The 26,151-nt window shown below is 47.5% G+C and carries 24 protein-coding genes; 20 read left to right on the forward strand and 4 right to left on the reverse strand.

Going from position 1 to position 26,151, the window contains the following annotated elements; translation table 11 throughout:
- The first annotated feature begins 212 nt into the window (after nt 1–212).
- Nucleotides 213–1,055, forward strand: a complete 843-nt coding sequence (locus tag J7E21_RS02450; protein ID WP_215104424.1) for a LysM peptidoglycan-binding domain-containing protein — start codon at nt 213–215, stop codon at nt 1,053–1,055.
- A gap of 117 nt (nt 1,056–1,172) precedes the next feature.
- Here J7E21_RS02450 and J7E21_RS02455 read toward each other — a convergent pair whose 3' ends face one another.
- Nucleotides 1,173–2,171 (reverse strand): TRM11 family methyltransferase, encoded by a 999-nt coding sequence (locus J7E21_RS02455; RefSeq protein WP_215104425.1) that lies wholly within the window; start codon nt 2,169–2,171, stop codon nt 1,173–1,175.
- Between the two features lie 587 nt (nt 2,172–2,758).
- A complete protein-coding gene (locus tag J7E21_RS02460) occupies nt 2,759–4,135 on the reverse strand; it encodes an FAD-binding oxidoreductase (protein WP_215104426.1) in 1,377 nt (458 codons plus the stop codon).
- A gap of 214 nt (nt 4,136–4,349) precedes the next feature.
- Here J7E21_RS02460 and J7E21_RS02465 point away from each other — a divergent pair, with 214 nt between their 5' ends.
- From J7E21_RS02465 to J7E21_RS02495, 7 genes are all read left to right on the forward strand, one after another.
- On the forward strand, nt 4,350–5,015 hold the full coding sequence (locus J7E21_RS02465; protein WP_215104427.1) for a GntR family transcriptional regulator: 666 nt from the start codon (nt 4,350–4,352) through the stop codon (nt 5,013–5,015).
- Complete coding sequence (locus J7E21_RS02470; protein WP_215104428.1) at nt 5,012–6,037, forward strand: TRAP transporter substrate-binding protein; 1,026 nt, start codon at nt 5,012–5,014, stop codon at nt 6,035–6,037. Before J7E21_RS02465 ends, J7E21_RS02470 begins: the two co-directional genes overlap by 4 nt.
- A gap of 65 nt (nt 6,038–6,102) precedes the next feature.
- Nucleotides 6,103–6,597: a TRAP transporter small permease gene (locus tag J7E21_RS02475; protein WP_215104430.1), complete on the forward strand. Its 495-nt coding sequence runs from the start codon at nt 6,103–6,105 to the stop codon at nt 6,595–6,597.
- Entirely contained in the window at nt 6,594–7,883 is a 1,290-nt protein-coding gene (locus J7E21_RS02480) for a TRAP transporter large permease (protein WP_215104432.1), read from the forward strand. Before J7E21_RS02475 ends, J7E21_RS02480 begins: the two co-directional genes overlap by 4 nt.
- Nucleotides 7,884–7,917: 34 nt before the next feature.
- A complete protein-coding gene (locus J7E21_RS02485; RefSeq protein WP_215104433.1) occupies nt 7,918–9,078 on the forward strand; it encodes an aminotransferase class I/II-fold pyridoxal phosphate-dependent enzyme in 1,161 nt (386 codons plus the stop codon).
- Between the two features lie 139 nt (nt 9,079–9,217).
- The gene (locus J7E21_RS02490; protein WP_215104434.1) at nt 9,218–10,843 is read left to right on the forward strand and encodes a M20/M25/M40 family metallo-hydrolase; all 1,626 of its coding nucleotides are present in this window, start codon (nt 9,218–9,220) and stop codon (nt 10,841–10,843) included.
- A 43-nt stretch (nt 10,844–10,886) separates the two neighbouring features.
- Entirely contained in the window at nt 10,887–11,384 is a 498-nt protein-coding gene (locus J7E21_RS02495; protein ID WP_215104435.1) for a cupin domain-containing protein, read from the forward strand.
- A gap of 42 nt (nt 11,385–11,426) precedes the next feature.
- Here J7E21_RS02495 and J7E21_RS02500 read toward each other — a convergent pair whose 3' ends face one another.
- On the reverse strand, nt 11,427–12,794 hold the full coding sequence (locus J7E21_RS02500) for an aspartate kinase (RefSeq protein ID WP_215104436.1): 1,368 nt from the start codon (nt 12,792–12,794) through the stop codon (nt 11,427–11,429).
- 128 nt (nt 12,795–12,922) lie between these two features.
- Between J7E21_RS02500 and J7E21_RS02505 the strand changes: the two genes are divergently transcribed.
- Genes J7E21_RS02505 through thrB form a run of 3 tightly spaced genes read left to right on the forward strand, consistent with a single transcriptional unit; the run spans nt 12,923 to nt 16,181 of the window.
- Nucleotides 12,923–14,221 (forward strand): homoserine dehydrogenase, encoded by a 1,299-nt coding sequence (locus J7E21_RS02505; protein WP_215104437.1) that lies wholly within the window; start codon nt 12,923–12,925, stop codon nt 14,219–14,221.
- A complete protein-coding gene (gene thrC, locus J7E21_RS02510) occupies nt 14,218–15,279 on the forward strand; it encodes a threonine synthase (RefSeq protein ID WP_215104439.1) in 1,062 nt (353 codons plus the stop codon). The genes J7E21_RS02505 and thrC overlap by 4 nt, the downstream gene beginning before the upstream one ends.
- A complete protein-coding gene (gene thrB / locus J7E21_RS02515) occupies nt 15,276–16,181 on the forward strand; it encodes a homoserine kinase (protein WP_215104441.1) in 906 nt (301 codons plus the stop codon). Before thrC ends, thrB begins: the two co-directional genes overlap by 4 nt.
- An 86-nt stretch (nt 16,182–16,267) precedes the next feature.
- Here thrB and J7E21_RS02520 read toward each other — a convergent pair whose 3' ends face one another.
- A complete protein-coding gene (locus tag J7E21_RS02520) occupies nt 16,268–17,692 on the reverse strand; it encodes an NAD-dependent succinate-semialdehyde dehydrogenase (RefSeq protein ID WP_215104443.1) in 1,425 nt (474 codons plus the stop codon).
- A gap of 339 nt (nt 17,693–18,031) precedes the next feature.
- Between J7E21_RS02520 and J7E21_RS02525 the strand changes: the two genes are divergently transcribed.
- The 9 genes from J7E21_RS02525 to J7E21_RS02565 all read left to right on the forward strand — a co-directional run bounded on the left by J7E21_RS02525 (nt 18,032) and on the right by J7E21_RS02565 (nt 26,017).
- Nucleotides 18,032–19,228 carry a hypothetical protein gene (locus J7E21_RS02525; RefSeq protein ID WP_215104445.1) on the forward strand — a complete coding sequence of 399 codons (1,197 nt, stop codon included), beginning with the start codon at nt 18,032–18,034 and terminating at the stop codon, nt 19,226–19,228.
- A gap of 22 nt (nt 19,229–19,250) precedes the next feature.
- Nucleotides 19,251–20,438, forward strand: coding sequence for a M20 metallopeptidase family protein (locus J7E21_RS02530; protein WP_215104447.1), 1,188 nt, complete (start codon nt 19,251–19,253; stop codon nt 20,436–20,438).
- 11 nt (nt 20,439–20,449) lie between these two features.
- Nucleotides 20,450–21,754: a Zn-dependent hydrolase gene (locus tag J7E21_RS02535; RefSeq protein ID WP_215104449.1), complete on the forward strand. Its 1,305-nt coding sequence runs from the start codon at nt 20,450–20,452 to the stop codon at nt 21,752–21,754.
- A gap of 214 nt (nt 21,755–21,968) precedes the next feature.
- Nucleotides 21,969–22,274 (forward strand): hypothetical protein, encoded by a 306-nt coding sequence (locus tag J7E21_RS02540; protein ID WP_251047768.1) that lies wholly within the window; start codon nt 21,969–21,971, stop codon nt 22,272–22,274.
- 407 nt (nt 22,275–22,681) lie between these two features.
- Nucleotides 22,682–23,341 (forward strand): YveK family protein, encoded by a 660-nt coding sequence (locus J7E21_RS02545; protein ID WP_215104453.1) that lies wholly within the window; start codon nt 22,682–22,684, stop codon nt 23,339–23,341.
- 30 nt (nt 23,342–23,371) lie between these two features.
- Nucleotides 23,372–24,352 carry a GNAT family N-acetyltransferase gene (locus tag J7E21_RS02550; protein ID WP_215104455.1) on the forward strand — a complete coding sequence of 327 codons (981 nt, stop codon included), beginning with the start codon at nt 23,372–23,374 and terminating at the stop codon, nt 24,350–24,352.
- Between the two features lie 31 nt (nt 24,353–24,383).
- Nucleotides 24,384–24,875, forward strand: coding sequence for a hypothetical protein (locus tag J7E21_RS02555; protein WP_215104457.1), 492 nt, complete (start codon nt 24,384–24,386; stop codon nt 24,873–24,875).
- Between the two features lie 8 nt (nt 24,876–24,883).
- On the forward strand, nt 24,884–25,207 hold the full coding sequence (locus tag J7E21_RS02560) for an MGMT family protein (protein WP_215104459.1): 324 nt from the start codon (nt 24,884–24,886) through the stop codon (nt 25,205–25,207).
- Nucleotides 25,208–25,282: 75 nt separating this feature from the next.
- On the forward strand, nt 25,283–26,017 hold the full coding sequence (locus J7E21_RS02565; protein ID WP_215104461.1) for a gamma-glutamyl-gamma-aminobutyrate hydrolase family protein: 735 nt from the start codon (nt 25,283–25,285) through the stop codon (nt 26,015–26,017).
- Nucleotides 26,018–26,151 lie beyond the last annotated feature (134 nt).

Here is a 26,151-nt window from a genome sequence, read left to right on the forward strand (position 1 = left end):
AGAAACCATCTTACATTTGAAAGAACAAGGATTGAGTGAGACCGTCAATATTTATGTGTAAATAGATAAATCCTTTTCTTGTATGTAGGTAGTCGATTATGAATTTGTAAAATTATCAGAAAAATAACAAAATAATGATTATTAATTTTCGTTATGGGTAACTTAAGTATTAATAGCAGCAAAAATAAAACCAGAAAGTAGGGGGTAAGATGGTGAAAATGAATTTGAAACCCGTCCCTCAAGCCAAAAAGGAAGAGCCTCAATCGGCGAAAGGAAAGAAACGAATGGCCAAAATTCTCATGTCGTTTGCGTTAGTCTCGTCCGCTGCAGTTGCAGGCCCAGTGGTTACACCAAGTGCAGCTACTGAAGTGGCCAGTTATTACATTGTCCAAAAAGGAGACACATTCTACAGCATTGCGAAAAAGTACGATTTGGTAGTTGAACAGCTGATGGCGGCGAACTTCACTACAAGCAGCAAAATAATAGCCGGACAAAAAATCGCAATTCCTCACAAAAACCAGCCTTGGTATGGAAACCAGGAAAATCTGGATAACAGAAATTATCGGGTGGTAAAAGGGGATACCTTGTATTCCATTTCCAAACGGACAGGCGTTTCGATCGACAGCATCAAGAGACTTAACAATTTAACATCGGACCTCATTCAGATTGGGCAAATCTTAACGCTGTATCCTGATACGGGGGTAATACAACGAACTTCTGCACAGTACGTCGTGAAGTCTGGAGACACTAAGTACACATTGCGAAACAAATTCGGAGACGCGATCGCTTTGCCAACTGGTACATTGCAAGTGCTTCAAGAGCTTAAAGTCACAGGTAAAGTGCTGCAAATCACCACAGAAGAACCTTTTGGGTTAGCAGATGGCCGCGTGATCGAAGTGAAAGCGGGCGATGATTACTATGCGATAAACCTGTATCAAGGAAACGATCCAATCCAGCATTTGGCGGACCGAAATGATCTTAGATTAACGTTCACGGTGGTTCGTGTAGAACAGCGATATGAAATGGTTTCTTATGCGGTGCAAGAATTGGAATGAAAAAGGTAATTTAGTTTTGAGCTATGGCAGAAAAAATCACCCGGACATATTTGTCCAGGTGATTTTTTGTAGCTACTTCTAAAATCTGCTTACGTTCTTGCAACCATGTCTTAGATTTTATGCTTCCTGTAATTCTGCGACAGAAAGGGATGATTTATCTGTTCTCTCGCACACCAAAATTTCCCGCAGAAATAATGCTTTTTTCGCGATGCAGCGGTCGGTTATCGTGAAGCCCGCGTCCTCTATCATGTAATCGATGGGATCAATGGTTACGACAAGCAATTTTTCGGTGAATGGCAATGCGTGTTTAAGGATTTCCTGCTGTTCAACGAGTGTCGCGTGCGTGTACAGGTTATACGGCATATCAATAATGGCCACGTCGTATTGCTGTTTAATATCGGCAATCGCGCCTAAGTCGACTGTTCCTGACAAACCGAAATGCGCGATGTTTTCCCGCGAACCATCAACGACGAGTGGATTGATGTCCCGGCCGACAATGTCGATCCCCATCGACAATGCTTCGACCAATACGGTTCCAATGCCACAGCACGGATCGATCGCTTTGACTCCCGCAGGATCTGGAACCGCAATATTGGCGATAGCTCGCGCCACTCTTGTACTCAGCGCAGTGGAATATTCCCGTGGTTTTCGCTGATGTTTGAACCAAACAGACTCGCTTTGCAGGTATTTCCCAAAATACCAACGGTCCTCAAATGGAATCAGCCCAAAAGTGACATCCGGGTTATGAACATCGGCTTTCCCTGTGATAACAAAGCCAATCTGTCGTTCAATCTCCCGTTTTTCCGCGTACTCTACTTTATCACCCAAAGCCAAGCCGTTGATTTTCGGGAAAATCACTTTAAACGTGTAACTTTCCATATCCACTTCGGCAGCTTGTTTCAAAATGTCCGCTAGCTCCGCGCCCTCAAACAACACTTCAATCCGCTCCTTGATGAATGGGCTTCTGCTCGGGTCTATACCGCGCGTGCTTTTAATGATTTTCTCTTCGGTATCCTTTGCGAAAAAAGCGCGCATCTCCAACTGGCATAAGTCTTTCTCGTCTGGATGATATGCGTATGTATAAATAAATCCACCTAGTGGCGTTAATTGTTTCATTTCATCCCGTCCTTCTTAATGCGTCCTGTCTAGACTGCATTTATAAAGTATACCAATATCAACGGAGGAATAAGGCACAAGGAACATCGAAAAGTTTCCTGGCTAAACATTTATAGAAGAAACCCCAACACCTTTTGGCTATTAGATCATTGGGGGTATTACTTAATTTTTGAAGCATCCTATATAAAACGAATGTAAGTATCATCTAAATAGCTCTAAACCATTCGACGCAGTCTCAAGTGAGGCATTGAATATAATGTAAGGCCTAAGCATGCACATACGCATTTCCGCGCACCAATTCCACTACATTCCCACCATTACACTCCTCTAGGGAAGCGATTCCCCAAACAGCGGATGAATGTTATAGAAGCAGATAGTATTTCAATCGCTAGAACCAACGGAATTTAACAGCCGTCCCGCGGCAAGGGTGAAGCGCAGCAGTGAGACAGGTGGTCTTTCTTCCTGGCTCACTGCGAAAGCGGGGCTCCAAGCGAGTCGGCTAATACGATGTGACGCCTTAAAAAAGCAAGCACATTTCCGCACACCAATTCCGGCTCATACTGTCACACATACCAAGAATGCTGTGTTTACTCAAATATCTTGCCTGGATTCAAGATGTTATGCGGATCGAGCATTTGCTTCATATTTTTGAACAATGTCAGTGCTGCGCCATGTTCGGTCTCTTGGAATTTGCGTTTGCCGAGGCCGACGCCGTGTTCACCCGTGCATGTGCCGCCGAGTTCGATGGCGCGGAACGCGAGCTGGTCATTGATGCCGAAAGCCAATTCTTTTTGTTCTACAGATGTAGGGTCGTAAACGATGCAGGTGTGGAAATTGCCATCGCCGATATGGCCGAGCAGTCCACCTTCCAAGCCGCTTGTCTCAATCAACTCTCGCCCATGCTCGAGCAGATCCGGCAATTTGGAAATCGGCACGCAGACGTCTCCACCTGTAACGGCGACACCTGGCTGGTGGCGGTAAGCATACGCCATTTCGTGGCGCGCTTTCCAGATGGAGGCGCGTTCTTCAGCATCCGCTGCGACGTGCCAGTTTTGCGCTCCTTGGTCTATTAGAAGTTCTTCGGCTATCTGGGCGTCTTCGATTGCGGATTGGGTAAGTCCTGCGAATTCAAAGAATAAGGAATGCTTTTCAGGGAGGCCGTATCCACCGTATTCATTTACTTTTTTGATGCTCGGGGCATCGACGAATTCCATACGCTGGACAGGTATGCCCATCAATAGCACGCTGTTCGCAGCTTCTGCACATTCGCGCGGCGTATCGAATGTACATGAGGCGGCGATGGTATGTTCCGGAATCGCGTGCAGTTTCAAGGTGATTTCCGTTATGATGCCGAGTGTTCCTTCTGAGCCGGTGAACAGGCCGCCGACAGAATAGCCGGAAGAAGATTTTTTGGCTTTCGTGCCGGTGTGGATGACGCTGCCGTCAGCGAGCACAACTTCCATGTCCAAAATCTGGTCGCGCATCACCCCGTAACGGACGGCGGTCGTGCCGCTGGCGTTGGTCGCAGCCATGCCGCCGATTGTCGCATCGGCACCTGGGTCAACCGGAAACTGGAGACCGTGGCGGTTGATGCGCTGATTTAAAGTCAGACGTGTAATCCCTGGCTGAACGGTGACGAGCAAATCTTCCGGTGCAAAATGCAACACTTGGTTCATTCGTTCGAAATTGAGTGAAATGCCTTTTTGGACCGGAATGGCTTGCCCTTCAAGACCAGATCCTGCACCAAAAGCGGTGACTGGCACTTTGAATTGTCTAGCTGTTTCCAAAATCGCCTGTACGTCTTCCGTAGTTTCCGGGAAGCACACTAGTTCTGGTTCGACGGCAGAATGGTCGGATTCGTCATGGCTATGGCGATAGCGTTCACCTTCACTTACAGACACTTGATCAGCGGCTAGGCGGCTTGATACTATTTTGATCCAGTCGGTGGTTGTTTCAGCGGACATGCAATCAGCTCCTATTCATTTTATGCAATGTTATGCAATAGTCGGAATATTTTTCGTCAGTGATGATTCAGAAGTGTAGGGTTTTGTAGGTTCGAAAATCAAAGTTTAACTATTCGTCAATTCTGAAAATTTATGTTTACAAACAAAGATGAGTATTTTATACTTCCTGTATACAGTATACACTATGTAAGTTTTGGATGGGAAGGGAGGAATCATGAGAAAAATCATCAAACAGCCGACATTAGCTGAACAGGCATACGAATCCATCAAAAAAATGATCATCACCGGTGAACTGAAGCCGGGAGAAGAGTTGCCGGAAGAAAAGCTGGCAGCGGAACTGGGTATTAGCCGGACACCGCTTCGTGAGGCGTTGAAAAGACTCGCTGTTGATGCGCTTATCGAGTTGAGGAAAACAAAACCAGCGCTTGTCGCAAAGTTTACTCACCAGGATGTCAAAGAGATTATGGAGCTACGCCGAGTGCTCGAAATCTATGGGATTGAAGGGTTGTCGAAAGCAGATCAACAGCATGTCTTGAAGGAATTACGCTATGCCCACGAGCGGCAATGGGAAGCGATACAAGACCATGATTTTGCCTTGTTCATGGATTGGGACCAATGGTTTCACGACGGATTCTACAAATACCATCCGAACCAGCGTTTGCGGGAAATGATCCACGCCGTGAATACGGGAGGCAGCAGAGTGTTTTTACTGTTGTCGCGGAAAGTATTTGATAGTGCGGTCATTGCCCATAAAGAACACGGCGCGATCATTGAAGCACTCGAACAAGGGAATTTGGAGCTAATGAAACAACACTTGGCTGCCCACCTCGATAATATCGAGAGCCGGCTGCTGAAATACATCTCACAGGAGGAACTATGAAAAAAATTACAGGATTACTTTTACTTATATTGGTTTTATTTCTCGCAGCTTGCGGCAGACCGGATGAGGGCAACACTACTGGCGGAGAAGACGGAGACGGCGAGTCGTACACGATCCGCCTCGCTCATTTAGTGCCTGAAGAACAATCGTCTCATGTGGCCGCGGTCGATTTTAAAGAGAAACTGGAATCCGAGTCGGATGGCCGGATTACAGTGGAACTGTATCCGAACGGCCAACTTTACGGCTCTGACCGCGAGGCGATTGAAGCGGTGCAACTCGGCAACATCGAAATGACCATTCCAGCAGTTGCGGCAATGGCTTCATTCAATGATAAATTCCAAGTGTTTGATTTGCCGTTTTTGTTCAACAATAACGAAGCAGCGTATGAAGCGCTGGATGGTGATTTGGGGCAAGAACTGATGGCGGATCTGGAAAGTAACGGCTTGAAAGGCTTGGTCTTTGGAGAAAATGGTTTCCGCCATGTTTCCAATAACGAAGGACCGATCGAAAGCCCGGAAGACATGAAAGGCTTGAAGATGCGTACGCTTGAAAGCCCATTGCATACGGATACATTTAATGCATTCGGTGCGAATGCTTCGCCATTCGCGTTCGGTGAATTGTATACAGCATTGCAGCAAGGGACGTATGATGCAATGGATTGCCCGATCTCCCTCTACTACACGAATAAGTTCTACGAAGTGCAGGATTACCTGACATTGACGGGCCACGTGTATGCGGCCACTTCTCTTCTAATGAATGATGATTTCTATAATAGCCTGCCGGAAGATCTTCAGGAGTTGCTGATGGAAGCATCGGAAGAATTCCGCGAGCAGCAGCGTGAACTGGCTCAGCAACAGGATACTGAATTCATGGAGCAGCTGGAAGCGGAAGGCATGCAGATCAATGACTTGACGGATGAGCAGCGTGATGAATTCCGTGAAGCAGCAGCACCAGTTTATGAAAAATATGAAAGCCAAATCGGTGCAGATATCATCGACCGTGCGCTTGATGCAAATAATTGAGTGAAAACAGATGAAAAATCAAGGAAGCAATTCCTTGATTTTTCCTTTTAGAGAGGAAGAATCAGATGATTAAAAAGTTAGCAAAAGCAGAAGAAGCTTTTCTCGTGCTGACGCTGGTTGCGATGGTTGCTCTTATTTTCGGGCAAGTCGTCGGACGCTATGTATTTTCAAATGCGCCGAGCTGGACGGAAGAGATGGCGCGCTATATACATATTTTCCAAGTATGGATCGGTGCCAGCTATGCCGTGAAATTGCGTGAACATATCCGGGTGGAAGCATTTATTACCCGGTTCCAGGGCCTCCCGAGAAAAATCCTTGAAACGATTTCATTAGCCATCTGGTTTGCGATGGCGTTGTTCTTGGCGTATTTCGGCACGCAATTGGTGCTGCAAAGTTTCACAAATGGCCAAGTGACGCCGGCGATGCAATTGCCGATGTGGATTCCATTCCTTGCGATTCCACTGGGTGGTTTTGGCATGTGTTTCCGATTAATCGAACAACTGCGCAGAATTTGGCGCGGTGATTATGAAATGCATAAAGAAGGGGGTGTGAAGGCATGACCATCGCCCTGTTATTTGGTACTTTATTTGTCTGTTTAGTGATTGGGGTTCCGATTGCGATCGCTTTAGGTGTTTCGGCATTGACAGCCATTTATTTCGGTACGACTATGCCGTTGAGCATCATTACGCAAAAAGCGTTCACATCACTCGATTCATTTCCGCTCCTCGCGATTCCGTTCTTCATGCTCGCAGGAGTGTTGATGGGCAAAGGGGGCGTCTCGAAGCGACTGCTCGATCTCGCTTCGGCGATGGTCGGCTGGATGACAGGCGGACTTAGTATGGTAACGATTGTCGCTTGTATGTTCTTCGCCGCCATTTCAGGGTCGGGTCCGGCAACGGTTGCGGCGATCGGTGGATTTATGATTCCGGCGATGATTGCACGGAACTATAGCGGCGGCTTTGCCTCTGCCGTTGCGGCCTCTGCCGGTTCGATCGGCGTCATGATCCCGCCGAGCATTCCGTTCGTTCTGTATGGTGTCATCGGCAGCGTTTCTGTCGGCAGCATGTTCCTGGCAGGAATTTTGCCAGGGCTGCTCATTGCGACGGCGCTTATGCTGACTGCGTATATCATTTCGAGAATACGCGGCTATAAACCGGAGCCTGGCGAACAAGCTGAGTTCCATTTTAAAGATGTAGTGAAAGCGTTTTGGGATGCGAAATGGGCGCTGCTCATTCCGGTCATTATTCTCGGAGGCATATACGGCGGGGTGTTCTCGCCGACAGAAGCCGCAGTCGTTGCGGTCGTTTATGCCATAATCATCGGGAAATTCGTCTACAAAGAGCTGTCCTGGAAAGGCTTATACGAAAGCTTCCGGCAGACTATCGTCATCAATGCGACGACGATGATCATCATTGGCTTGTCCGTGTCATTTGCTTATTTTATGACGATCCAACAAATTCCCGGAGAAATCTCGGATTATTTAACGGCATTATCGACCAATCCATTCGTCATTTTGCTCGCAATTAATGTATTATTGCTCGTAGTGGGCATGTTTATCGACACGATTTCAGCGCTGGTCGTTTTGACGCCGATTTTACTCCCGATTGTCGTCGAGGTAGGTGTCGACCCGGTTCATTTCGGTGTCGTCCTCGTCGCTAACTTGGCGATCGGATTCGTCACACCGCCGCTAGGAGTCAACTTATTCGTCGCCTCGAGCGTGGGGGGCGTGAAGTTCGAACGGATCGCTTACGCGGTGCTGCCGTTTTTATTCACGATGATCGTTTGCTTGCTCGTCATCACATTTGTTCCTGAGATTTCCCTATGGTTGCCAGGGCTTTACGAGTAAGAGTTATTCCTAATTGCAGAAAGGTTGTTTCCTTATGAGCATGACTATTAATAAACGCGCTGAATCGATCGTCTTTTCAGGCATTCGCCAATTCGCCAATCAAATGGTGGATTACCCGGATGCGGTCAATCTGACGGTCGGCCAGCCGGATTTTCCGACCCCTGATGCGGTCAAACAGGCAGGGATCGATGCCATCCGCAACAATCAAACTAATTACACCCATAACGCTGGCGTTTTAGAGTTGCGCCAAGCGATACAATCATTTTTCAAAGACAGCTACGGGTTGTCTTACCGGGTAGAAGATGAAATTATCGTCACCAACGGGGCGAGCGAAGGACTCGATTCGGTGTTCCGGACGATTTTAGAAGAAGGCGATGAAGTGATCTTGCCGGCTCCGACTTATTCCGGATATGAGCCGCTCGTGGAACTATGTGGAGGAAAAGTCGTCTACTTGGATACATCGCAAACCGATTTCAAACCGGATCCAGAAGCGCTCGAAAAGCTGATCAATGAGCGTACAAAGGCGGTGCTGATGAATTTTCCGTCCAATCCGACAGGCGTCACCATGACGATGGATGAATTGGACGCTTTAAAAACGGTATTTGAACGCCACGAACTGTTTATCGTAACGGATGAAATCTATAGCGAAAACACGTTCGGCGGAACCCATTGCACGTTCGCTTGCTTTGACAGCTTGCGCGAGAAAACCATCCTCGTGCACGGCTTATCGAAATCCCACTCGATGACAGGATGGCGCATCGGTTATATTTTAGGGCCGGCAAAAGTGATGGAACATGTGCTGAAAGTCCATCAATACAATGCGATTTGCGCATCGACTCCTTCACAATACGCCGCTATTGAAGCGCTTGTTCATCAGCGCCATGTGCCTGCTGAAATGAACAAAGCCTATATCGAACGGCGCGATTTTGTCTACAAAAGGTTGACGGACATGGGGATCGATGTGGTCATGCCGACAGGCGCATTCTATATTTTCCCGTCCATCGAAAAGTTTGGCCTGCCGTCTTATGAATTTGCGATCCGCTTGCTGAAAGAAGGCGGTGTCGCGGCTGTTCCCGGTTCGGCATTCACGGAATACGGAGAAGGATTCTTGCGGATTTCGTATGCCTATAGCATGCCAGTGTTAAAAAAAGGTATGGACCGATTGGAAAAATTTATATCAACGCTTAAAAAATAATAACAGCAGTAACGTCAGGCAGCCTGTGGCGGGATTTTCCGCACGGACTGTTGGGGGGCAGCATTAACCATCTGGCAGGACTGAATACAAGCAGAAAAAATGATTTTTAAGTATATGGAAAATGGAAGGATTGGTTATAATGGAGCGTTTCTGGGATACGCCGGAAAAATTGGAGGACTTGTTGTGTGAGTTGGTCAGTTGGGAGAGCGTTTACTTAACACAAGGGGAAGCGGAGTTTCCAGTGAAATTGAGAGGCTTGCTCGGGGAATTGGAGTATTTTAAACAGAATCCGGATCAGTTGGAGCTAGGGGAAGTAAACTGGGGAAGAACCTTTCTGACGGCGCTTTACAAGCATGTGGAAGCGAAACATACCATTGTGTTAATTAGTCATTTCGATACAGTCTCGACAGAAGATTACGGCGTATTGCGGCCGCTATCGACAAGTCCGCGGCTGTTGACCCGTGCGCTTCATGACCGCAAGGAAATGCTTAGTAAAGAAGCGCTGGAAGATTTGGAGTCAGGCAATTATCTTTTCGGGCGAGGTGTCATGGACATGAAAGCAGGGCTTGCGTTGCATATGGCGCTGCTGGAAAAAGCGTCGACTGAAGAATGGCCAATCAATTTGGTGCTGTTGACGGTGCCGGATGAAGAAGTCAACTCCAACGGCATGCGCCAAGCGATACCTGCACTTTTGGAACTGGCCGATGCGCATGAACTGACGTATTCATTGTTTTTGAACGGTGAACCGGTGTTCGCGCAAGACCCGAAAGAACAGGATTTTAAAGTATATTCCGGAAGTATTGGAAAGATCATGCCAAGCGCCTTGTTTTACGGCAAGGAAACACATGTCGGCGAACCGCTCAGTGGGTTGACGTCGAACTATATGGCGTCGTATTTGACGCAGGAGATGAGCTGGAATCCATCATTCCGTGAAACGCTTTTCGGGGAAACATCACCGCTCCCGGTCACTGTGCTGCAGCGCGATGTCAAAATGGAATATTCCGCGCAGACGCCATACCGCGCAGTGTCCATGTATAATGTCTTTTTACTCGAACGCGACGCAGAGCAGACAATGCAACTGTTTGAAGATACGGCGAGAGACGCGCTTCATAAAATGAGCCGCGATTATGTCGAGATGTGCACACGCGAAGGCATTGAGCCGGTCAATGAAGTGAAAGTGTTCCGATTTGAAGAATTGAAGGAATATGCGCTGGAGAAACTGGGCGAAAAAACGGTGGAGCAAATCATGTCGAACGTGACAGAAGACGTCGATCACGATGTGCGGGAGCAGTCCCACGCCATTACGGATCAATTATTGATCCAGTGCCATGAGCTGACGCCAGCCGTTATTTTGCTGTTCGCGCCGCCTTATTATCCGCCGGTCAATTCAAGCGAATCCGAACTCGTCAAATTATACGTCCAGCAAGTACAGAATACAGCGCTTGAGAGATTTGGCTTGGAAGTGAAGCAAGGCCATTATTTCAACGGCATCTCGGATTTGAGTTATGTCAATTTCCAGGACCAGAATGACGGCTGGCAGACTTATGAACAAAACACACCGGTTTACGGCAGAAGCTACAGCATTCCATTTGAAGAAATGCACAAATTGCAGGCTCCCGTATTGAATGTCGGGCCGTTCGGGCGCGATGCGCATCAGCGGACAGAGCGGCTGAACCGGAAAAATGCTTTTGAGGAAATGCCTGTCCTTTTGGAGGATTTATTGCTTTCCCAATTCACCTCGATTTTCACAGATAATAACGCATAACCGTCTACGCACGGGGTAAAGAGGAAAAAAGGAGCTGATCAGGATGAACGATGCTCAATCATTCCGTTTTCAAGATGATGGCAGCATGCCGAACAACCCTTCGCTGCCTGTCCTCTTTTATCCCGGTGCATTCAGTGGGCAGCCTGACCGCATCGAGCGCGCTTTTCAACAGCATGGATGGGGCAATACGTGGCAAGGCGGCATTTTCGGCTATCACCATTACCATAGCAATACACATGAAGCGCTCGGCGTTGTAAGCGGCTCTGCGCGTTTGCAGCTTGGCGGGGAAAATGGAGAGGCTGTCACAGTGAAAGCTGGGGATGTCTGTGTCCTGCCGGCAGGCACAGGCCATAAATGCCTGGAAGCAAGCGATGATTTCCGCATCGTCGGCGCTTATCCGGGCGGTGTCGAATACAATCTTAAAATCGGTGAACCGGACGAGCGGCCGTATGTGCTGGAAGATATCCCGAATGTGCCGCTGCCACGACAGGATCCGGTCTACGGAGACGATGGGCCCCTTGTTGTCGAATGGAAGCTATGACGACAAAAAAAGATGCATAAGGCAGCTGCCTTGTGCATCTTTTCATTGTCCGACAAGTGCCGGTGCAAAAAATTCCTTGTACAGTTCATTGAGGATTTTTTCTTCATCAGCTTTTAAAATGCCGAACACCAAGCTGACCTCAGAAGAGCCTTGGTTGATCATTTCGATGTTGACATCGGTCCGTGCAAAAGCTGCGGATGCCCGGGCAGTCAAGCCTTTGTGATTGTTCATGCCTTCGCCGACTAGGACGATCATCGAAAAATCATTGCGGATGTGGACATCGTCTGCGCACAATTCGCGTTTTACCCGTTCAACGATGCGTGTTTCTTTTTCCGCATCAAGCTGATGGCTCCGGAGGATGACCGATAAATTGTCGATGCCGGATGGGATATGTTCATAGGAGATTTCTTCGTCTTCTAGGATTTGCAGCAGCTTGCGGCCAAAGCCGACTTCCCGGTTCATCAAGTATTTGCTGACGTATAATGTCGAGAAGCCGCTGTCTGCGGAAATGCCTGTCACCGGCCGCAGAGAATCGCTGCGCTCTGCGACGATCATCGTGCCCGGTGCAGACGGGTTATTCGTATTGCGGATGCATAGCGGAACAGAGGCGCGGAAAGCCGGCATCAGCGCTTCGTCGTGCAGCACGGCAAAGCCGGCATACGACAGTTCGCGCATTTCACGGTACGTCATCTGCTCGATTTCGACTGGGTTTTCGACAACTTGGGGATTGGCGGCGAACACACAATCGACATCCGTAAAGTTTTCGTAAAGTTCAGCTTTGACGGCAGCTGCAAGAATCGATCCGGTAATATCGGATCCCCCGCGGTCGAACGTGCGGAGCATGCCATCTTTTGTATAGCCGAAAAATCCAGGGAAAACGGTGATTCCCGGTTTTTCGGCAAGGGCTGCGAGGTTGTCATAAGACTCGTCGAGCGCTTGTGCACGCTCTGGCGGATTGTTGACAAAAAGTCCGCCGTTCGCGGGATTGACATATTCCGCCTGTAATCCGATGGAAGTGAAGTAAGCGGCAATCAGTTTTGCGGAATTGTCTTCGCCTGCTGCTTTGATCGAGTCGAAGAACAAATCATGCTGGCCGCGGTTCGCGCGCAAACGATCTGCGAGGTCTGCACGGATGATGTCGATGATATCACGGTCAAGCCCGAGCCCATCGGCGATTTCCGTGTAGCGGTCGATGACAGCTTGCATTGCGGACTGGGCAGATTCGCCTGCAAGCGCTGCAGATGCGAGCCGAATCAGCAGGTCAGTCACTTTCGTATCGCCGCTGAAGCGTTTGCCGGGTGCCGAGACGACTACAATGCGGCGCGCTGGGTCTGCTTGGATGATGCTTGCGACTTTTTTGATTTGTTGTGCGCTAGCGACTGAAGTTCCACCGAATTTGCATACTTTCATCGTATCAAGTCCCATCTTTTTTAATAGTCAGTGAAAAGGGTTGTATTCGTTAAAATATAATACTATAATGTCTCTATGACAAAAACAACTGTTTTTTCACAGTGTACACACCATGGGAGGAATCGTCAATGAAAAATGAAATTTCAATCGGATTATTAGGTTTCGGAACAGTAGGGAGCGGCGTAGCGAAAATCATACAGCAACACCAGGATGATCTTCAGCATAAACTAGGCGCCCAAGTCGCGATCCGAAAAGTATTGGTGCGGGATGCCGGGAAAGACCGGTTTACGGACCTCGATCCGAATGTCTTCACGACGGATATCGAAGAAATCTTGAATGATTCTTCCCTAGACATCATTGTGGAAGTGATGGGCGGCATTGAAGGTGCGAAATCGGCGATGGAACAAGCGCTGAAATCCGGGAAGCAAGTGGTCACAGCGAATAAGGATGTCATGGCGGAATATGGCCACGAGCTCTTGAAATTGGCGGATGCCGAAAAATGCGACTTGTTCTATGAAGCAAGTGTCGCAGGTGGCATTCCGATTATCCGGACGCTCGAAGACGGGCTGGCGTCGGATCGCATTTCTAGCATGATGGGTATCGTCAACGGGACGACAAACTTCATCTTGACGAAAATGAAACAGGAAAAGAAAAGCTATGAAGACGCATTAGCGGAAGCGACCAAACTCGGTTTTGCAGAAGCGGATCCGACAGCAGATGTCGGAGGGCTAGATGCAGCGCGTAAAATGGTCATCTTGTCTTCTCTCGCATTTTCAACAGAAGTTAAATTGGAGGATGTGCACATCCGCGGCATGGATACCATTAAAGACGGCGACGTGGAAATGGGGGAAAGGCTCGGCTATACGATGAAAATGGTCGGCTCGTCGACAAAAGATGAAGACGGCATCGACGTTTCCGTAGAACCGATTTTCCTGGCGAACGCCCACCCGCTCGCTGCAGTCAATAATGAATTCAATGCTGTCTATATACATGGTGATGCAGTCGGAGAAACAATGCTTTATGGCCCAGGGGCAGGTTCTTTGCCGACAGCCACATCGGTCGTTTCGGATATCATCGCCGCTTGTCGGAATTTGTTGCTCGGCGTCAATGGGAAACGGAAACACTCCGCACAATACGCTCGTGTCATCAAACCGGCAGAGAAAAGCTGCTCGAAATACTTCCATCGCCTGCTCGTCGATGACGTGGTCGGCGTGTTGTCGAAAGTTAGCGCGATTTACAGCAAACACGGCGCAAGCATCCAGTCGATTACGCAAAATCCTGCAACCGGTGAACATGAAGGAAAAGCTGAACTCATTTTGCAAACACATGAAATTTCACGCCAGCAGCATTTGGATGTGTTAAAAGAAATGGAAGGCATGGCAAGTGTCATCAGCCATTACCGCATTGAAGGGGAGGAAGCAGCATGAGATGGCCTGGATTGATCGAACAATATAAAGAGTGGTTGCCAGTAACGGAAGCTACTCCTTCACTGACTTTGCAGGAAGGCAATACGCCGCTAGTGCATTTGGAAAAACTGTCTGAGCAGTGGGGCATCGATGTTTACGCTAAAATCGAAGGCGCCAATCCGACGGGATCGTTTAAAGACCGCGGCATGGTCATGGCTGTCGCCAAAGCGAAAGAAGAAGGCGACAGCGTACTGGTCTGTGCATCAACTGGGAATACGTCGGCATCTGCAGCTGCATACGGCGCAAGAGCGGGCATGCGGACAATTGTCGTCATCCCGGAAGGCCGCATCGCACTCGGAAAGTTGGCGCAGGCCAAAATGTACGGTGCAGAAATTTTGGAAATCAAAGGCAATTTCGATGATGCGCTGGAGATGGTCCGTGAAATTGGAAAAGAACCAGGGATCGCACTCGTCAACTCCGTCAACCCGTATCGCATCGAAGGACAGAAAACCATTGCGTTCGAAGTAATCGAGCAACTCGGGAAAGTTCCTGATTTGTTCGCACTCCCGGTCGGCAATGCCGGAAACATTTCAGCTGCCTGGAAAGGCTTCACTGAATACGCAGAACGCACAGGCGAAAAACGCCCAGTGTTGCTCGGAGTTCAAGCAGAAGGTGCATCGCCGATTGTCCAGAACAAAATCGTTGAACAGCCCGAAACCGTAGCGACAGCAATCCGCATCGGCAACCCGGCGAGCTGGCAACTGGCGCTTGACGCACTGGATCAATCGAACGGCACGATTTTGGCAAGGAGCGATGAAAAAATTCTGGAGGCTTACCAATTATTAGCTAAAACAGAAGGAATCTTTGCGGAACCCGCATCTTGTGCATCGATCGCCGGACTGAAGCAGCAAGTGGAAGCAGGACTAGTAGAAAAAGGTTCAACTGTCGTTTGCGTCCTGACAGGAAACGGCTTGAAGGATCCGGCAACAGCCATCGACGTCAGCAAAGATGAAGGGATGCTCCAAGCCGACGATATGGAACGGTTTTGGGAGGCGCTGAAAAAGGAGGTCAATGTATGAGTTGGAAAGAATTTTCGATAGCAGTACCGGCTTCAACGGCAAATCTTGGGCCGGGCTTTGACTCCATTGGATTGGCGCTCGACCTTCATTTGAACATTCACGTGTCGCCTTCGGACTTTTGGCAGCTCGACTATAAAACTGCTGGATATGCCCATCTATCGAATGTTGAAGATAATTTGATTCTGCAGGCAGCTAAACAGGCAGCATCCGCTTACGGCAAAACATTGCCGACGGCGAAACTCGAAATCGATACCGACATCCCGCTCGGCAGGGGACTTGGCAGCAGCGCGTCTGCCATTGCAGCCGGCATCGAGCTGGCGGATCGCCTGCTCGGACTGGATATGACGCAACAGCAGAAAGTGCGTATCGGCACGGATATGGAAGGTCATCCCGATAATATATCCGCCTCGCTGCTCGGCGGTTTGACGATTTCTTATTTTGATGACGACCAACTCGAAACGGTGCACATCGAACAAGTGGATATCGGCGTCGTGCTACTCATTCCGCAAGCGATTTTTCTGACAGAGGAATCGAGAGCGTTATTGCCTGAACAACTGGCCTACAGCGACAGTGTGCGAGGGAGCGCTGCAGCAAATGTGTTATCTGCAGCACTCGTGCAAGGCGACTGGGAAAAGGCTGGAAAACTGATGAGCAAAGATCTGTTCCATCAACCGTACCGCCAAAATCGCTTTCCGGACTACCTTGAAATCGGGACAGTTTGCTTGGAACTTGGAGCATATGGCTATGCCATCAGCGGCGCCGGCCCATCACTATTCATTCCAGTAAAAAGCGGTGAGGAGCAGCGGATTGCTAGAGCTCTCGGTGAACGCTTTCCACATTATGAAAGCTTGGTGACAAAACCGGCGAATGCAGGTACGAAATCGTGTGAAACAGTCGCATAACTAAAACGCTCCGGAAAGCATTTGCTTTCCGGAGCGTTTTTTATTTTGCATGAATCAAATGAGTAGTATGTTAAGATATGCGGTGTTTAGAGCTGGATGGAGATGTATTTCGTTTCAAGAAACGCCTCAAGGCCTTCCTGTCCGCCTTCACGGCCGATGCCGCTTTCTTTCATGCCGCCAAATGGTGCTTGTGCAGTAGAAGGGGCTCCGTCGTTCCAGCCGACAATGCCGTATTCGAGATTTTCTGCGAGAAACGTTCCGCGCGACATGCTTTCAGTGAAGAAATACGAAGCGAGGCCGAACCGGCTATCGTTGGCGAGCTTTACTGCTTCCTCGTCCGTTTTGAAACTCATGATCGGTGCGACCGGCCCGAAGGTTTCTTCGAACATGACCAGCATGTCTTCTTTTGCACCGGTGAGCACGGTCGGATTGTAGAAGTAGGCGTCATTCTCGGTTGTGCCGTCACCGCCGACGAGCACTTTCGCGCCTTTATCGACTGCATCTTTTACGTGGCGCGCCACTTTCTCATAGCCTTCTTTGTCGATGAGCGGCCCGATGTCTACCCCTTCTTCGAGTCCGTTGCCGACTTTCAAATGTCCTGCTGCTTGTTGCAATTTATCGGAAAATGCATCAACTATGCTTTCTTGAACGTAAATGCGGTTGCCGCAAACGCAGGTCTGTCCGGCATTGCGGAATTTCGAAGCCATGACGCCTTCGACCGCTTTGTCTATGTCGGCATCATCGAGGACGATAATGGGTGCATGGCCGCCGAGTTCCAATGACAGGTTGAGCATCGTCTCAGAACTTTGCTTCATCAATTCCTTGCCGATCTCCGTTGATCCTGTAAAGGTCAATTTGCGTACTGATGGATGGCTCGTGAACACCTTGCCGATTTTTGATGCGCGGCCGGTCACTAAATTGATGACGCCTTTCGGGAACCCTGCCTCTTCGGCCAGTTCAAATATACGGACAGCAGTGAGCGGCGTCATTTTCGCCGGTTTGGAAACAAACGTACAGCCGGCAGCGAGAGCGGGAGCCATTTTCCTCGCCATCATCGCAGCGGGGAAGTTCCATGGCGTAATCGAGGCGACAACGCCGACAGGCTGCTTGTTGACCTGAATCCGCTTGCCGTCTTTGCTCGCTGGAATAGTGCGCCCATAGACCCGTTTTCCTTCTTCGGCGAACCAGGAGATGAACGATGCGGAATACTCGATTTCACCGATCGCTTCTTTTAGCGGTTTGCCCATTTCCTTCGTCAGGATTTCGGCGATTTCTTCCTTATGCTCCAACAGAAGATCGTGCCATTTCATCAATAGTTTTGCGCGGTCGTATGCTGTCGTTTTCGACCAGCTAGGGAATGCAGCTGCTGCAGCTTCGACCGCTGCCGTTGCCTCTTCCTCGCCGCCGTTAGGCACTGTTCCGACTTGTTCGCCAGTAGCTGGGTTCATGACCTTAATCGAATCATTGCCTTTATCGGTCCACTCACCATTTATATAATGTTTGCCATTCATTAAAAATTCCTCCTTTTTTCTAATAGCTAATTATACTTCTCTTGAATAAGTCTAGGGTTGTGCTACTTTATATTAGTTCCCTCATTCACCATAAATCATGCGAAAATTATAAGGTTTGTCAAAAAAATAAACAAGTCTAAACAATACGCAATATATTGCTGGTTGTCGTGTTTTCGAAAAAATGAATGATTATTCAATTTAAAGTTATTTCAAAATAGTCTATAAATTCCGTTTTATAGATGGGATTTCTGTGCTACTATTGCTTAAAACTAATAGATTTCCTAAAAAACTTGTATCTCTATAGTTTTTTTGGAAGTCATGAAAGCGAGCTGAAACGACATGCCGAAAATGTTAGCTCTGGCCATTATGATTTTTATTTTGTTTATCGGAGAGATGATCTCCATACGAACAAAAGCTTGGATTCCTTCCATTTTTATCAGCGGAATGTTGTTCTTGATCGGATATTGGACATTCTTCCCTGAGGACATCGTAACGCTTGGCGGAATTCCGTCAACTGTCGCGGTCATGCTGATTTATCTTTTGATTACGAACATGGGGACGCTGCTGTCATTGGATGAACTTAAAAAACAGTGGCGTACAATTTTAATTGCCCTATCCGGAATTTTAGGGATTATCGTTTTCCTGCTCAGCATCGGGACACTTTTCTTTGATTTTCAGACGGTCATCGTAGCCATTCCACCGCTTGTTGGAGGATTGGTATCTGCATTAATTATGTCAGAAGGAGCAACGGCAGCGGGATTGCCGACGCTAGCCGTATTTGCAATTGTCATTTACGTTATCCAAGGCTTTGCAGGGTATCCGCTGACATCCGTTATGTTGAAAAAGGAAGGCCGCAATTTACTGCACAAATACCGCAATAATGAATTGGTGGACTATCAGCCTTTAGCGGAAGAAACAGCTGAAGTTACAGAACAAGATGAAAAGCCAAAAATGTTCAGAGCCATGCCTGAGAAATACAATACCGATTTCTTCAAGTTCTTCCGCTTGGCATTAGTTGGCTATGCCGCTTATCTCGTATCGACGCTCGCAGCACCTGTGGTCGAGATAAGCCCGTTCGTTTTGTGCTTATTGTTTGGGGTCATCGCACGTTCTATCGGCTTTTTGGAACGCCATCCGCTGCAGAAGGCAAACGGCTTCGGCTTCGCCATCATGGCGTTATTGCTGTTTATCTTTGATGGGTTGAAAACGGCGACGCCTCAAATGATGCTAGAAATTCTGTACCCGCTGATTGGCATCATTATCATCGGCCTTATCGGAATGTATATTTTCTCGTTCATCATCGGGAAAATCCTCAAAGTCAGTAAAGAAATGGCATTTGCCTGTTCATTGACGGCTCTGTACGGATTCCCGGCGGATTATATCATCACTGTCGAAGTAATCAACGCCCTGACACGTGACGAGGAAGAACGGAAAATGCTGACAAGCCGCATGCTACCGCCGATGCTCGTCGCCGGATTTATTACCGTGACCATCGTATCGGTCATTCTTGCGGGTATATTCGTCGGTTTCTTGTAAACGATAATTAGGAGGTTTTGCAATGATTCATAAAACGATAAAAAACTATATTGCAGAAAATAACGAGGAATTGGTCAGCATCCGGAGAAAATTGCACAGCGAACCGGAATTGTCTTGGGAAGAATATAAGACGTCGGAATTCGTGGCGAGCTATTTGACGGAGCTCGGCATCACATGCCGTAAAACCGAACCGACGGGTGTCGTCGGGGAACTGGCCGGTGGCAAGCCTGGCAAGACGGTCGCGCTTCGGGCAGATATGGACGCATTGTCAGTAGAAGAGCTGACAGAAGAGTTGCCGTACGGATCCAAAGAGCCCGGTAAAATGCACGCTTGCGGCCACGATGCGCACACAGCGATGCTGTTGATTGCGGCAAAGGCACTTGCCACGGTGAAAGAAGAGCTTTCCGGCACGGTGCGCTTCTTGTTCCAGCCGGCAGAAGAAGTCGCGACCGGAGCACGGGAAATGGTCAAGCAAGGCGCAATGGAAGGTGTCGACAATGTTTTTGGTATTCACATTTGGTCGCAAAGCCCGACTGGCAAAGTATCGTGTACGCCCGGTCCATCGTTTGCATCAGCCGATATTTTCAAGATCCGTTTCACAGGGCGCGGAGGGCATGGAGCGATGCCGCAAGCGTGCATCGATGCATCGGTCATGGCCTCTTCATTCGTTATGAACGTACAGTCGATCGTCTCACGGACCATCGACCCGAAGCAGCCGGCAGTCGTGACGGTCGGGAAAATGACAGTCGGCACCCGCTTTAATATCATTGCGGAAAACGCAGTCATTGAAGGGACGGTGCGCTGTTTTGATCCGGCTGTCCGAGATCATATCGAAAAGCAATTGGCCGTGTATGCGAAAAATACCGCCGAGCTTTACGGAGGGACAGCCGAACTGGAGTATACCCGCGGCACGCAAGCGGTCATTAACGATGCAGAAAGTGCAGAACATGCACAAAGAGTTGCGGCGGAAGCGTTCGGGCAAGATGCGCTTTACGTTGAAGACCCGACGATGGGCGGAGAGGATTTCTCGTTCTTCCTGGACGAGGCGCCTGGCTGTTTCGCATTGGTCGGTTCAGGGAATCTGGAGAAAGACACACAATGGGCCCATCATCACGGACGGTTCAACATTGATGAAGACGCGCTTTCAACGGGCGCAGAATTATACGCTCAGTACGCTTATTCATATTTGGACAAAAATCGAACGAACTAATGGAGGGACTTATGGGAAACAGCACAGTATATGACGATTTAATTAAATCATACGATGTGACATTGGATCATTCAGGTGTCAAAGGCGAACGACTTGCAAAACGCCTGCATGAGTTATCGGAAATTGGCTATACGGAACCGGGTGGAGTCAGACGCCCCGGCTTATCCAGCGAGGAAAAACAGGCCAAGCAATTGGTCAAATCCTGGATGGAACAGGCAGGACTAAAGGTAAGAGAAGACGGAGCTGGAAATGTCTTTGGGTCTTTGGCAGGGAAAACAGCAGGCCCAGCGATTGCGTCAGGGTCACATGTGGACAGTGTGCCGAATGGCGGAAACTTTGATGGTCCACTCGGTGTGCTGTCAGCGCTTGAAGTAGTGGAAGCTTGGAAAGAAACCGGCTTTGTTCCTGAAAAACCGTATGAAGTGGTCATCTTTACGGATGAAGAAGGCTCCCGCTTTAATAGCGGGTTGACCGGAAGCCGAGCGATGACCGGTGATATCACTGAAGCCGAAATGAAGCAATTGAGGGATTACAATGGCGAAGGTTTAGAACAAGTGCTTACTTCTTACGGCAGCTCATTAACGGCTTTTCAACAATCTGTCCGGGATTTATCCGAACTGGAATTATTTGCAGAAGTCCATATCGAACAAGGAACAAAGTTGGAGCAGGAAAATGAACCGGTCGGCATCGTCAGCGGCATAGCAGGACCTGCCTGGATACAAGTTGAGTTTTCCGGGCACGCTGGACATGCGGGCAATACACCGATGATTGGAAGAACCGATAGCTTAGTGGCAGCTGGGGAGTTTGTCAGCCGTTTGCCGGAACTTCCGCAATCGGTCAGCGATACGGCCGTAGCGACAGTCGGCAAACTCGATGTTTCGCCAAATGGCATAAATGTTATTCCAGAGCGTGTCGTTTTGCATGTCGATGCGCGGGATATCCAAACAGAACCGAGAGACTTGCTCGTTGAACGAGTTCAACACTTAGCTGAGGAAGTGACGGAAAAACACGGAGTCTCTTTAACGCTTCAGCAAAACACCAGCATCACTCCAGTGCCGATCGCGGATGAGCTGCAGCAGGAGCTGGCGGATATTTTGGAACAGCAGAAGATCAAGCCTGTCAGAATTCCAAGCGGCGCCGGTCACGATGCCATGATTTTAGGCAGGCGCATTCCGGTCGCGATGCTATTCGTGCGCAGCCAAGACGGCATCAGCCACAATCCGAAAGAATGGTCGTCATTATCGGATTGCGTGCAAGGCGTTCACGTATTAAAAGCGTTTATTGAATCACGAATGAAGAAAAGCGCATTCGAATAATTTTAATCTTAAGAGACGGGGACAGATTCCCGTCTTTTTTTTAGTTAAAAGGTACCGTGAAAAGGGAGGCATGCGGGAGAATCGAGAAACATACAGAATTTGGTTTTTAATGAAATTTGATGGAATTAACAGGATAAAATGATAGGCAGTGTATATTTTTCAGTGAATCGGGTATAGATAACTATGCACTATTTCGAATCTTGATATGGAGGTGATGAAAGTGAAAGTAGTTGAGAATAACATAAGCAATTCTGCGCGTGCTTTTTCTGAGGAAAAAATCCTCAAGGAATGCCGCCATTATTTTTCATCGGAAACTGCTCGAACAGCAGAAATCGGCGAAAGGTTCGTGGAATATTTTATAAAGAATGCCTCTAATGAAGGAGTTCTTTTTAAGACGATAAAAGAGATAACCCATGACTTGAATGTATCTCATCAAACCTTGACCAAAATATTAAAGCGGCTCGGGGAAAAAGAGATTATTTATAGAAGAAACGGCATTATCGGATTTTGGAGCGAGTAGGAAAACTCAATAAAAAAACAGGCTGAGAATTCATTTCTCAGCCTGTTTTTTTGGTGTGCTGAGATTCGAATAGGACTCGTTAACCATTCGAGAACTGTCACACAATATCAGAGCCGGGTGGAGAATTCCCAGTTGATTGAAATTTTTTGATTGAATAATTAGCGGTAATGTCGGAATTTAGTAGGTGAATACTCACTGATTCATAATGAATCTATATAACCAGAAAAGGGTTTAGTTGCTATAATTTCTGTCTTTATAAAGCCTTTATACTTATATTTATTGAAAAAAAACATGAAAATAAGTAAAAAAGTGTAGAAAGAACCAATGAAGTGTGATATAAATGTACTATAATAATCTGAATTTTTAGATATGTAAGGCATTGTAATTGGCGGAAGGGGGATGGATTTATGGAAAAACGCATACTTAAGCATCGCTTGTTAAGCTGCATAAGCCGAAACTTTCTGCTTGTGGCAGGGACGACGGTCTCGACGGTATTTGCTGTATGGCTAGTCTCGGTATTCATCTATGAGCCTGAATTTACAGCAACGAGCCAAGTTTTCATCGAGCCGCCGACAGCTGACACAGGCTGGGGGGATCCTGTCCTCGCCTCAGACTACCAAACGCTTGAAGCCTACCAGGTTTTAGCGAAAAGTCCTGCAGTGCTGTCACGGGTGCTTGAGCGTATAGAAAGTTCCTATTCCATTTCTGAGCTCCACAATCGCATCGCGATCGACCGCCCGGAAAATTCACAAGTACTAAATATCGTCGTCACCGCCTCTGATAAAAACAAGGCTGCAGGAATGGCCAACGCAATAGCATTCAGCCTGCAGGAAGAAGTAAAGAGTTCGTTAAAAGTGGATAATGTCAGTGTCATTTTGAAAGCCGGAACATCCTATAGTTCGCTCGAAGAAAGCAAGAGCTTGGGCATTCTTTTGCCGCTTGCTGCGGTAGCCGGTCTTGTAGCCGGTTTAGTCCTAAGTTTCCTTTTCGAATTGATAGCCCTTAGAGGACGCTTTGCCCAATACGGCAAGAAAAAGAATACGCATTTGCAAACGGTCTTCAAATGACCGTTAGTCAAAGTTGAGGTGAAACAAATTATGTATACGCTGGTATCCATCCAAGAGCATATAAAGTGGCAGGAAATACTCGATGCCTTAGAAATACAGGATATTTACTACACAACACAATATTTTTTGAGTGCCCTGAAATTGGATCCCGGTGAAGCATACCTTTTTCATTTCCAATGCGAGCATGGAGAAGTTGCTTATCCATTTATCAAACGGCTTGTAAATGAAGAAGAACCTCGATGCTTTGATATTACAACACCATTCGGCTATGGCGGCCCGGTCTTGAAGGTCCGCACAAACAGCAATTCGCTGATAGCCGATTTTCGTAAAGAGTTTGTTGCATTTTGCCGGAACGAACAAATCATTGCAGAATTTATCCGCTTTCATCCGTCACGCGAAAACGCCAGTTTCTTCAAAGGATATGTGCAGTTGTTGCCATTATACGAAAGTTATTCGGTTGATTTAAAACTATGGCAGCAGGAACATGGGAACCAATTGCCTTCTGCTGATGTCGACATCCGAAAGCTCGGCACAGTCCGCCATATGTTTGAATTTTTGGTTTTGTACTATTCGGAAGCCCGCAGAAGAGAAGAAGCAGACAGTTATTACTTTTTTACAAACGACTATTTTGAAGCTTTAGTCAGTTCGCTCGGGCCGAACCTTCATCTGTTTGGAGCTTACCACGAAGAAAAACTGATATCTGCCTGTTATGTGTTGGCGATGGGGAAAACAATCCATTTTCACCTGGAAGGCAATTTGCCGGAAGCAAAAGCGCATCAGGCAGATCGGAAATTGCTGATGAAAGTCGCCGAATGGGGTGTGGATAATTACTATGAGGAGTTTCATCTCGGTGGCAGCCTGGACAGTGAACTGGGTCAAGCGAAACAGGCGATCGCCAACAAGCCGTCCTACACTTTTTATATTGGAAAGCATATCCATAACGAAGCGATATACCAACAATTTATATCCTTGGATGACGACGAAATTATCCGGCGATACCGCAACATTTAATTCGTAAAAAAATGATTAGGGAGGCCTAGAGATGAGATATACTCAATATAAAGGTGTAGTGGAAAGAGAGTACAAAAAGTCGCTTCGCAAAATTATGCATGAAATTTGTGCTGTCGAACAATTAGATGCTGTAGAAGGGGCGCTTCGTTTAGGTGTCGCTAAAAGCATTTTCGAATATTGGCGGAACTTTTATCGCTATGATGATCAGCAACGTTTGTTTGACCAAAAAGTACAAGAACTGGACCAACCGCATTACCTTTATGTGAACGAACGCAAAAAACCTACGGCGCCGAGTGAACTCAAACATAGCGAAGAGTTGAGCCTACAAGGCTTTCAGGAACAACTTGAAAAAATGACCGCCTATTACCGGGCTGTTCAAAAAGAAAGTGGCGGGTTGGCGGTGGAAGCCGCAAATCTGCAGCTATTCGAATTTGCCGAAGAGTTGCTGCAGCGCTATCAAAGTGGCGAACTCCATAAAGAAGTGATGGAAAAATCTTTGGAAGAGAATGAAAAGGGGAAGTAATTTACGATATGCAAGCATTCACAAAACAAGCAATTGAAATTATGAAAAGCATTCCACAGGGGAAAGTGATGTCATATGGCCAAATAGCCCGTTTGGCCGGAAGTCCCCGTGGAGCAAGGCAAGTAGTGCGGATTCTCCACAGTATGAGCGAAAAAGAAGCGATTCCATGGCATCGGATCGTCAATGCTAAAGGTGAAATTGCGATACAAGAGGCTGAGGGACGCTACACACAAAAAGTTTTGCTCGAAGAAGAGGGGCTTTTCGTTGAGGCAAACGGCAAAGTATCCTTGGAATGCTATCAATATTTCCCAGAGCCGCAATCAAAGCGCTGATAGTTTAACATTCATATAAAAAGGGGTATAAAACTTCATCAGCCAATTTTTTGATTGCAGAAATGGGGAGTTAAAATGGCAATAAAAGATAAACCAGTTATTGGAATTACTGCACAGGTAGAGGAAGATCAAACATATTCTTTGGATCCAGTTTACTCACAGGCGATTCTCCAAGCAGGCGGTTTGCCGCTAATCGTCCCGATTGTGGACGAAGCAGATATTCCGTTGCTTTGTGAACGGTTGGACGGCTTGATTGTAACCGGTGGAGGCGATATTAATCCGAGCCTTTACGGCGAAGAGCCGCATATCCGCTTAGGCGCTGTGTATCCTGGCAGTGATATATATGAAGAGGAACTGATTTTGAACTTCTTGAAGCTCGACAAACCGTTCATCGGCATGTGCCGTGGGATGCAGATGTTCAACGTGGCACTTGGAGGGACGGTTTATCAGGATCTTGAAGCCCAATATGAAGGAACTTTGTACCAGCATAAACAAAGGGCTATGCGTACGCACCGCACGCATACTGTGAAACTGGAAGAGGATAGCTTGTTATATAAAATCATGAAAGAAAAAGAGTTCAACGTTAACTCTTTCCATCACCAAGGCGTAAAAGATGTATCCGATAAATTGCAAGTTTCTGCTCGAGCAGCCGATGGACTCGTTGAAGCTTTGGAAAGCCCGAATCACCAATTTGCGATGGGCATTCAATGGCATCCAGAAGAGTTCGCTCTGCAAGGCGATGAAGCATCACGCAATATCTTTTCATACTTCGTCAAGGAATGCCTTGTCGATAAAAAACAAAATCAATAAACAAAAAAGCACTGGAAAAATTCCAGTGCTTTTTTATATTGAATTAAGGGAATGGAAAAGCTACCGTTTGAAGCGGGAGCGAGATTTTACAATTAAAATTAAGCTTTAGAGTTTTGAACAGACCAAGGCTCAGG

Source organism: Planococcus sp. ISL-109 (assembly GCF_018613655.1).
GTDB lineage: Bacteria > Bacillota > Bacilli > Bacillales_A > Planococcaceae > Planococcus.

Coding starts and splice junctions, on each gene's coding strand:
- J7E21_RS02455 (WP_215104425.1), bottom strand. CDS start 2,171: ATGAAACAATTAACGCCACTAGGTGGATTTATTTATACATACGCATAT.
- J7E21_RS02460 (WP_215104426.1), bottom strand. CDS start 4,135: ATGTCCGCTGAAACAACCACCGACTGGATCAAAATAGTATCAAGCCGC.
- J7E21_RS02465 (WP_215104427.1), top strand. CDS start 4,350: ATGAGAAAAATCATCAAACAGCCGACATTAGCTGAACAGGCATACGAA.
- J7E21_RS02470 (WP_215104428.1), top strand. CDS start 5,012: ATGAAAAAAATTACAGGATTACTTTTACTTATATTGGTTTTATTTCTC.
- J7E21_RS02475 (WP_215104430.1), top strand. CDS start 6,103: ATGATTAAAAAGTTAGCAAAAGCAGAAGAAGCTTTTCTCGTGCTGACG.
- J7E21_RS02480 (WP_215104432.1), top strand. CDS start 6,594: ATGACCATCGCCCTGTTATTTGGTACTTTATTTGTCTGTTTAGTGATT.
- J7E21_RS02485 (WP_215104433.1), top strand. CDS start 7,918: ATGAGCATGACTATTAATAAACGCGCTGAATCGATCGTCTTTTCAGGC.
- J7E21_RS02490 (WP_215104434.1), top strand. CDS start 9,218: ATGGAGCGTTTCTGGGATACGCCGGAAAAATTGGAGGACTTGTTGTGT.
- J7E21_RS02495 (WP_215104435.1), top strand. CDS start 10,887: ATGAACGATGCTCAATCATTCCGTTTTCAAGATGATGGCAGCATGCCG.
- J7E21_RS02500 (WP_215104436.1), bottom strand. CDS start 12,794: ATGAAAGTATGCAAATTCGGTGGAACTTCAGTCGCTAGCGCACAACAA.
- J7E21_RS02505 (WP_215104437.1), top strand. CDS start 12,923: ATGAAAAATGAAATTTCAATCGGATTATTAGGTTTCGGAACAGTAGGG.
- thrC (WP_215104439.1), top strand. CDS start 14,218: ATGAGATGGCCTGGATTGATCGAACAATATAAAGAGTGGTTGCCAGTA.
- thrB (WP_215104441.1), top strand. CDS start 15,276: ATGAGTTGGAAAGAATTTTCGATAGCAGTACCGGCTTCAACGGCAAAT.
- J7E21_RS02520 (WP_215104443.1), bottom strand. CDS start 17,692: ATGAATGGCAAACATTATATAAATGGTGAGTGGACCGATAAAGGCAAT.
- J7E21_RS02525 (WP_215104445.1), top strand. CDS start 18,032: ATGCCGAAAATGTTAGCTCTGGCCATTATGATTTTTATTTTGTTTATC.
- J7E21_RS02530 (WP_215104447.1), top strand. CDS start 19,251: ATGATTCATAAAACGATAAAAAACTATATTGCAGAAAATAACGAGGAA.
- J7E21_RS02535 (WP_215104449.1), top strand. CDS start 20,450: ATGGGAAACAGCACAGTATATGACGATTTAATTAAATCATACGATGTG.
- J7E21_RS02540 (WP_251047768.1), top strand. CDS start 21,969: ATGAAAGTGAAAGTAGTTGAGAATAACATAAGCAATTCTGCGCGTGCT.
- J7E21_RS02545 (WP_215104453.1), top strand. CDS start 22,682: ATGGAAAAACGCATACTTAAGCATCGCTTGTTAAGCTGCATAAGCCGA.
- J7E21_RS02550 (WP_215104455.1), top strand. CDS start 23,372: ATGTATACGCTGGTATCCATCCAAGAGCATATAAAGTGGCAGGAAATA.
- J7E21_RS02555 (WP_215104457.1), top strand. CDS start 24,384: ATGAGATATACTCAATATAAAGGTGTAGTGGAAAGAGAGTACAAAAAG.
- J7E21_RS02560 (WP_215104459.1), top strand. CDS start 24,884: ATGCAAGCATTCACAAAACAAGCAATTGAAATTATGAAAAGCATTCCA.
- J7E21_RS02565 (WP_215104461.1), top strand. CDS start 25,283: ATGGCAATAAAAGATAAACCAGTTATTGGAATTACTGCACAGGTAGAG.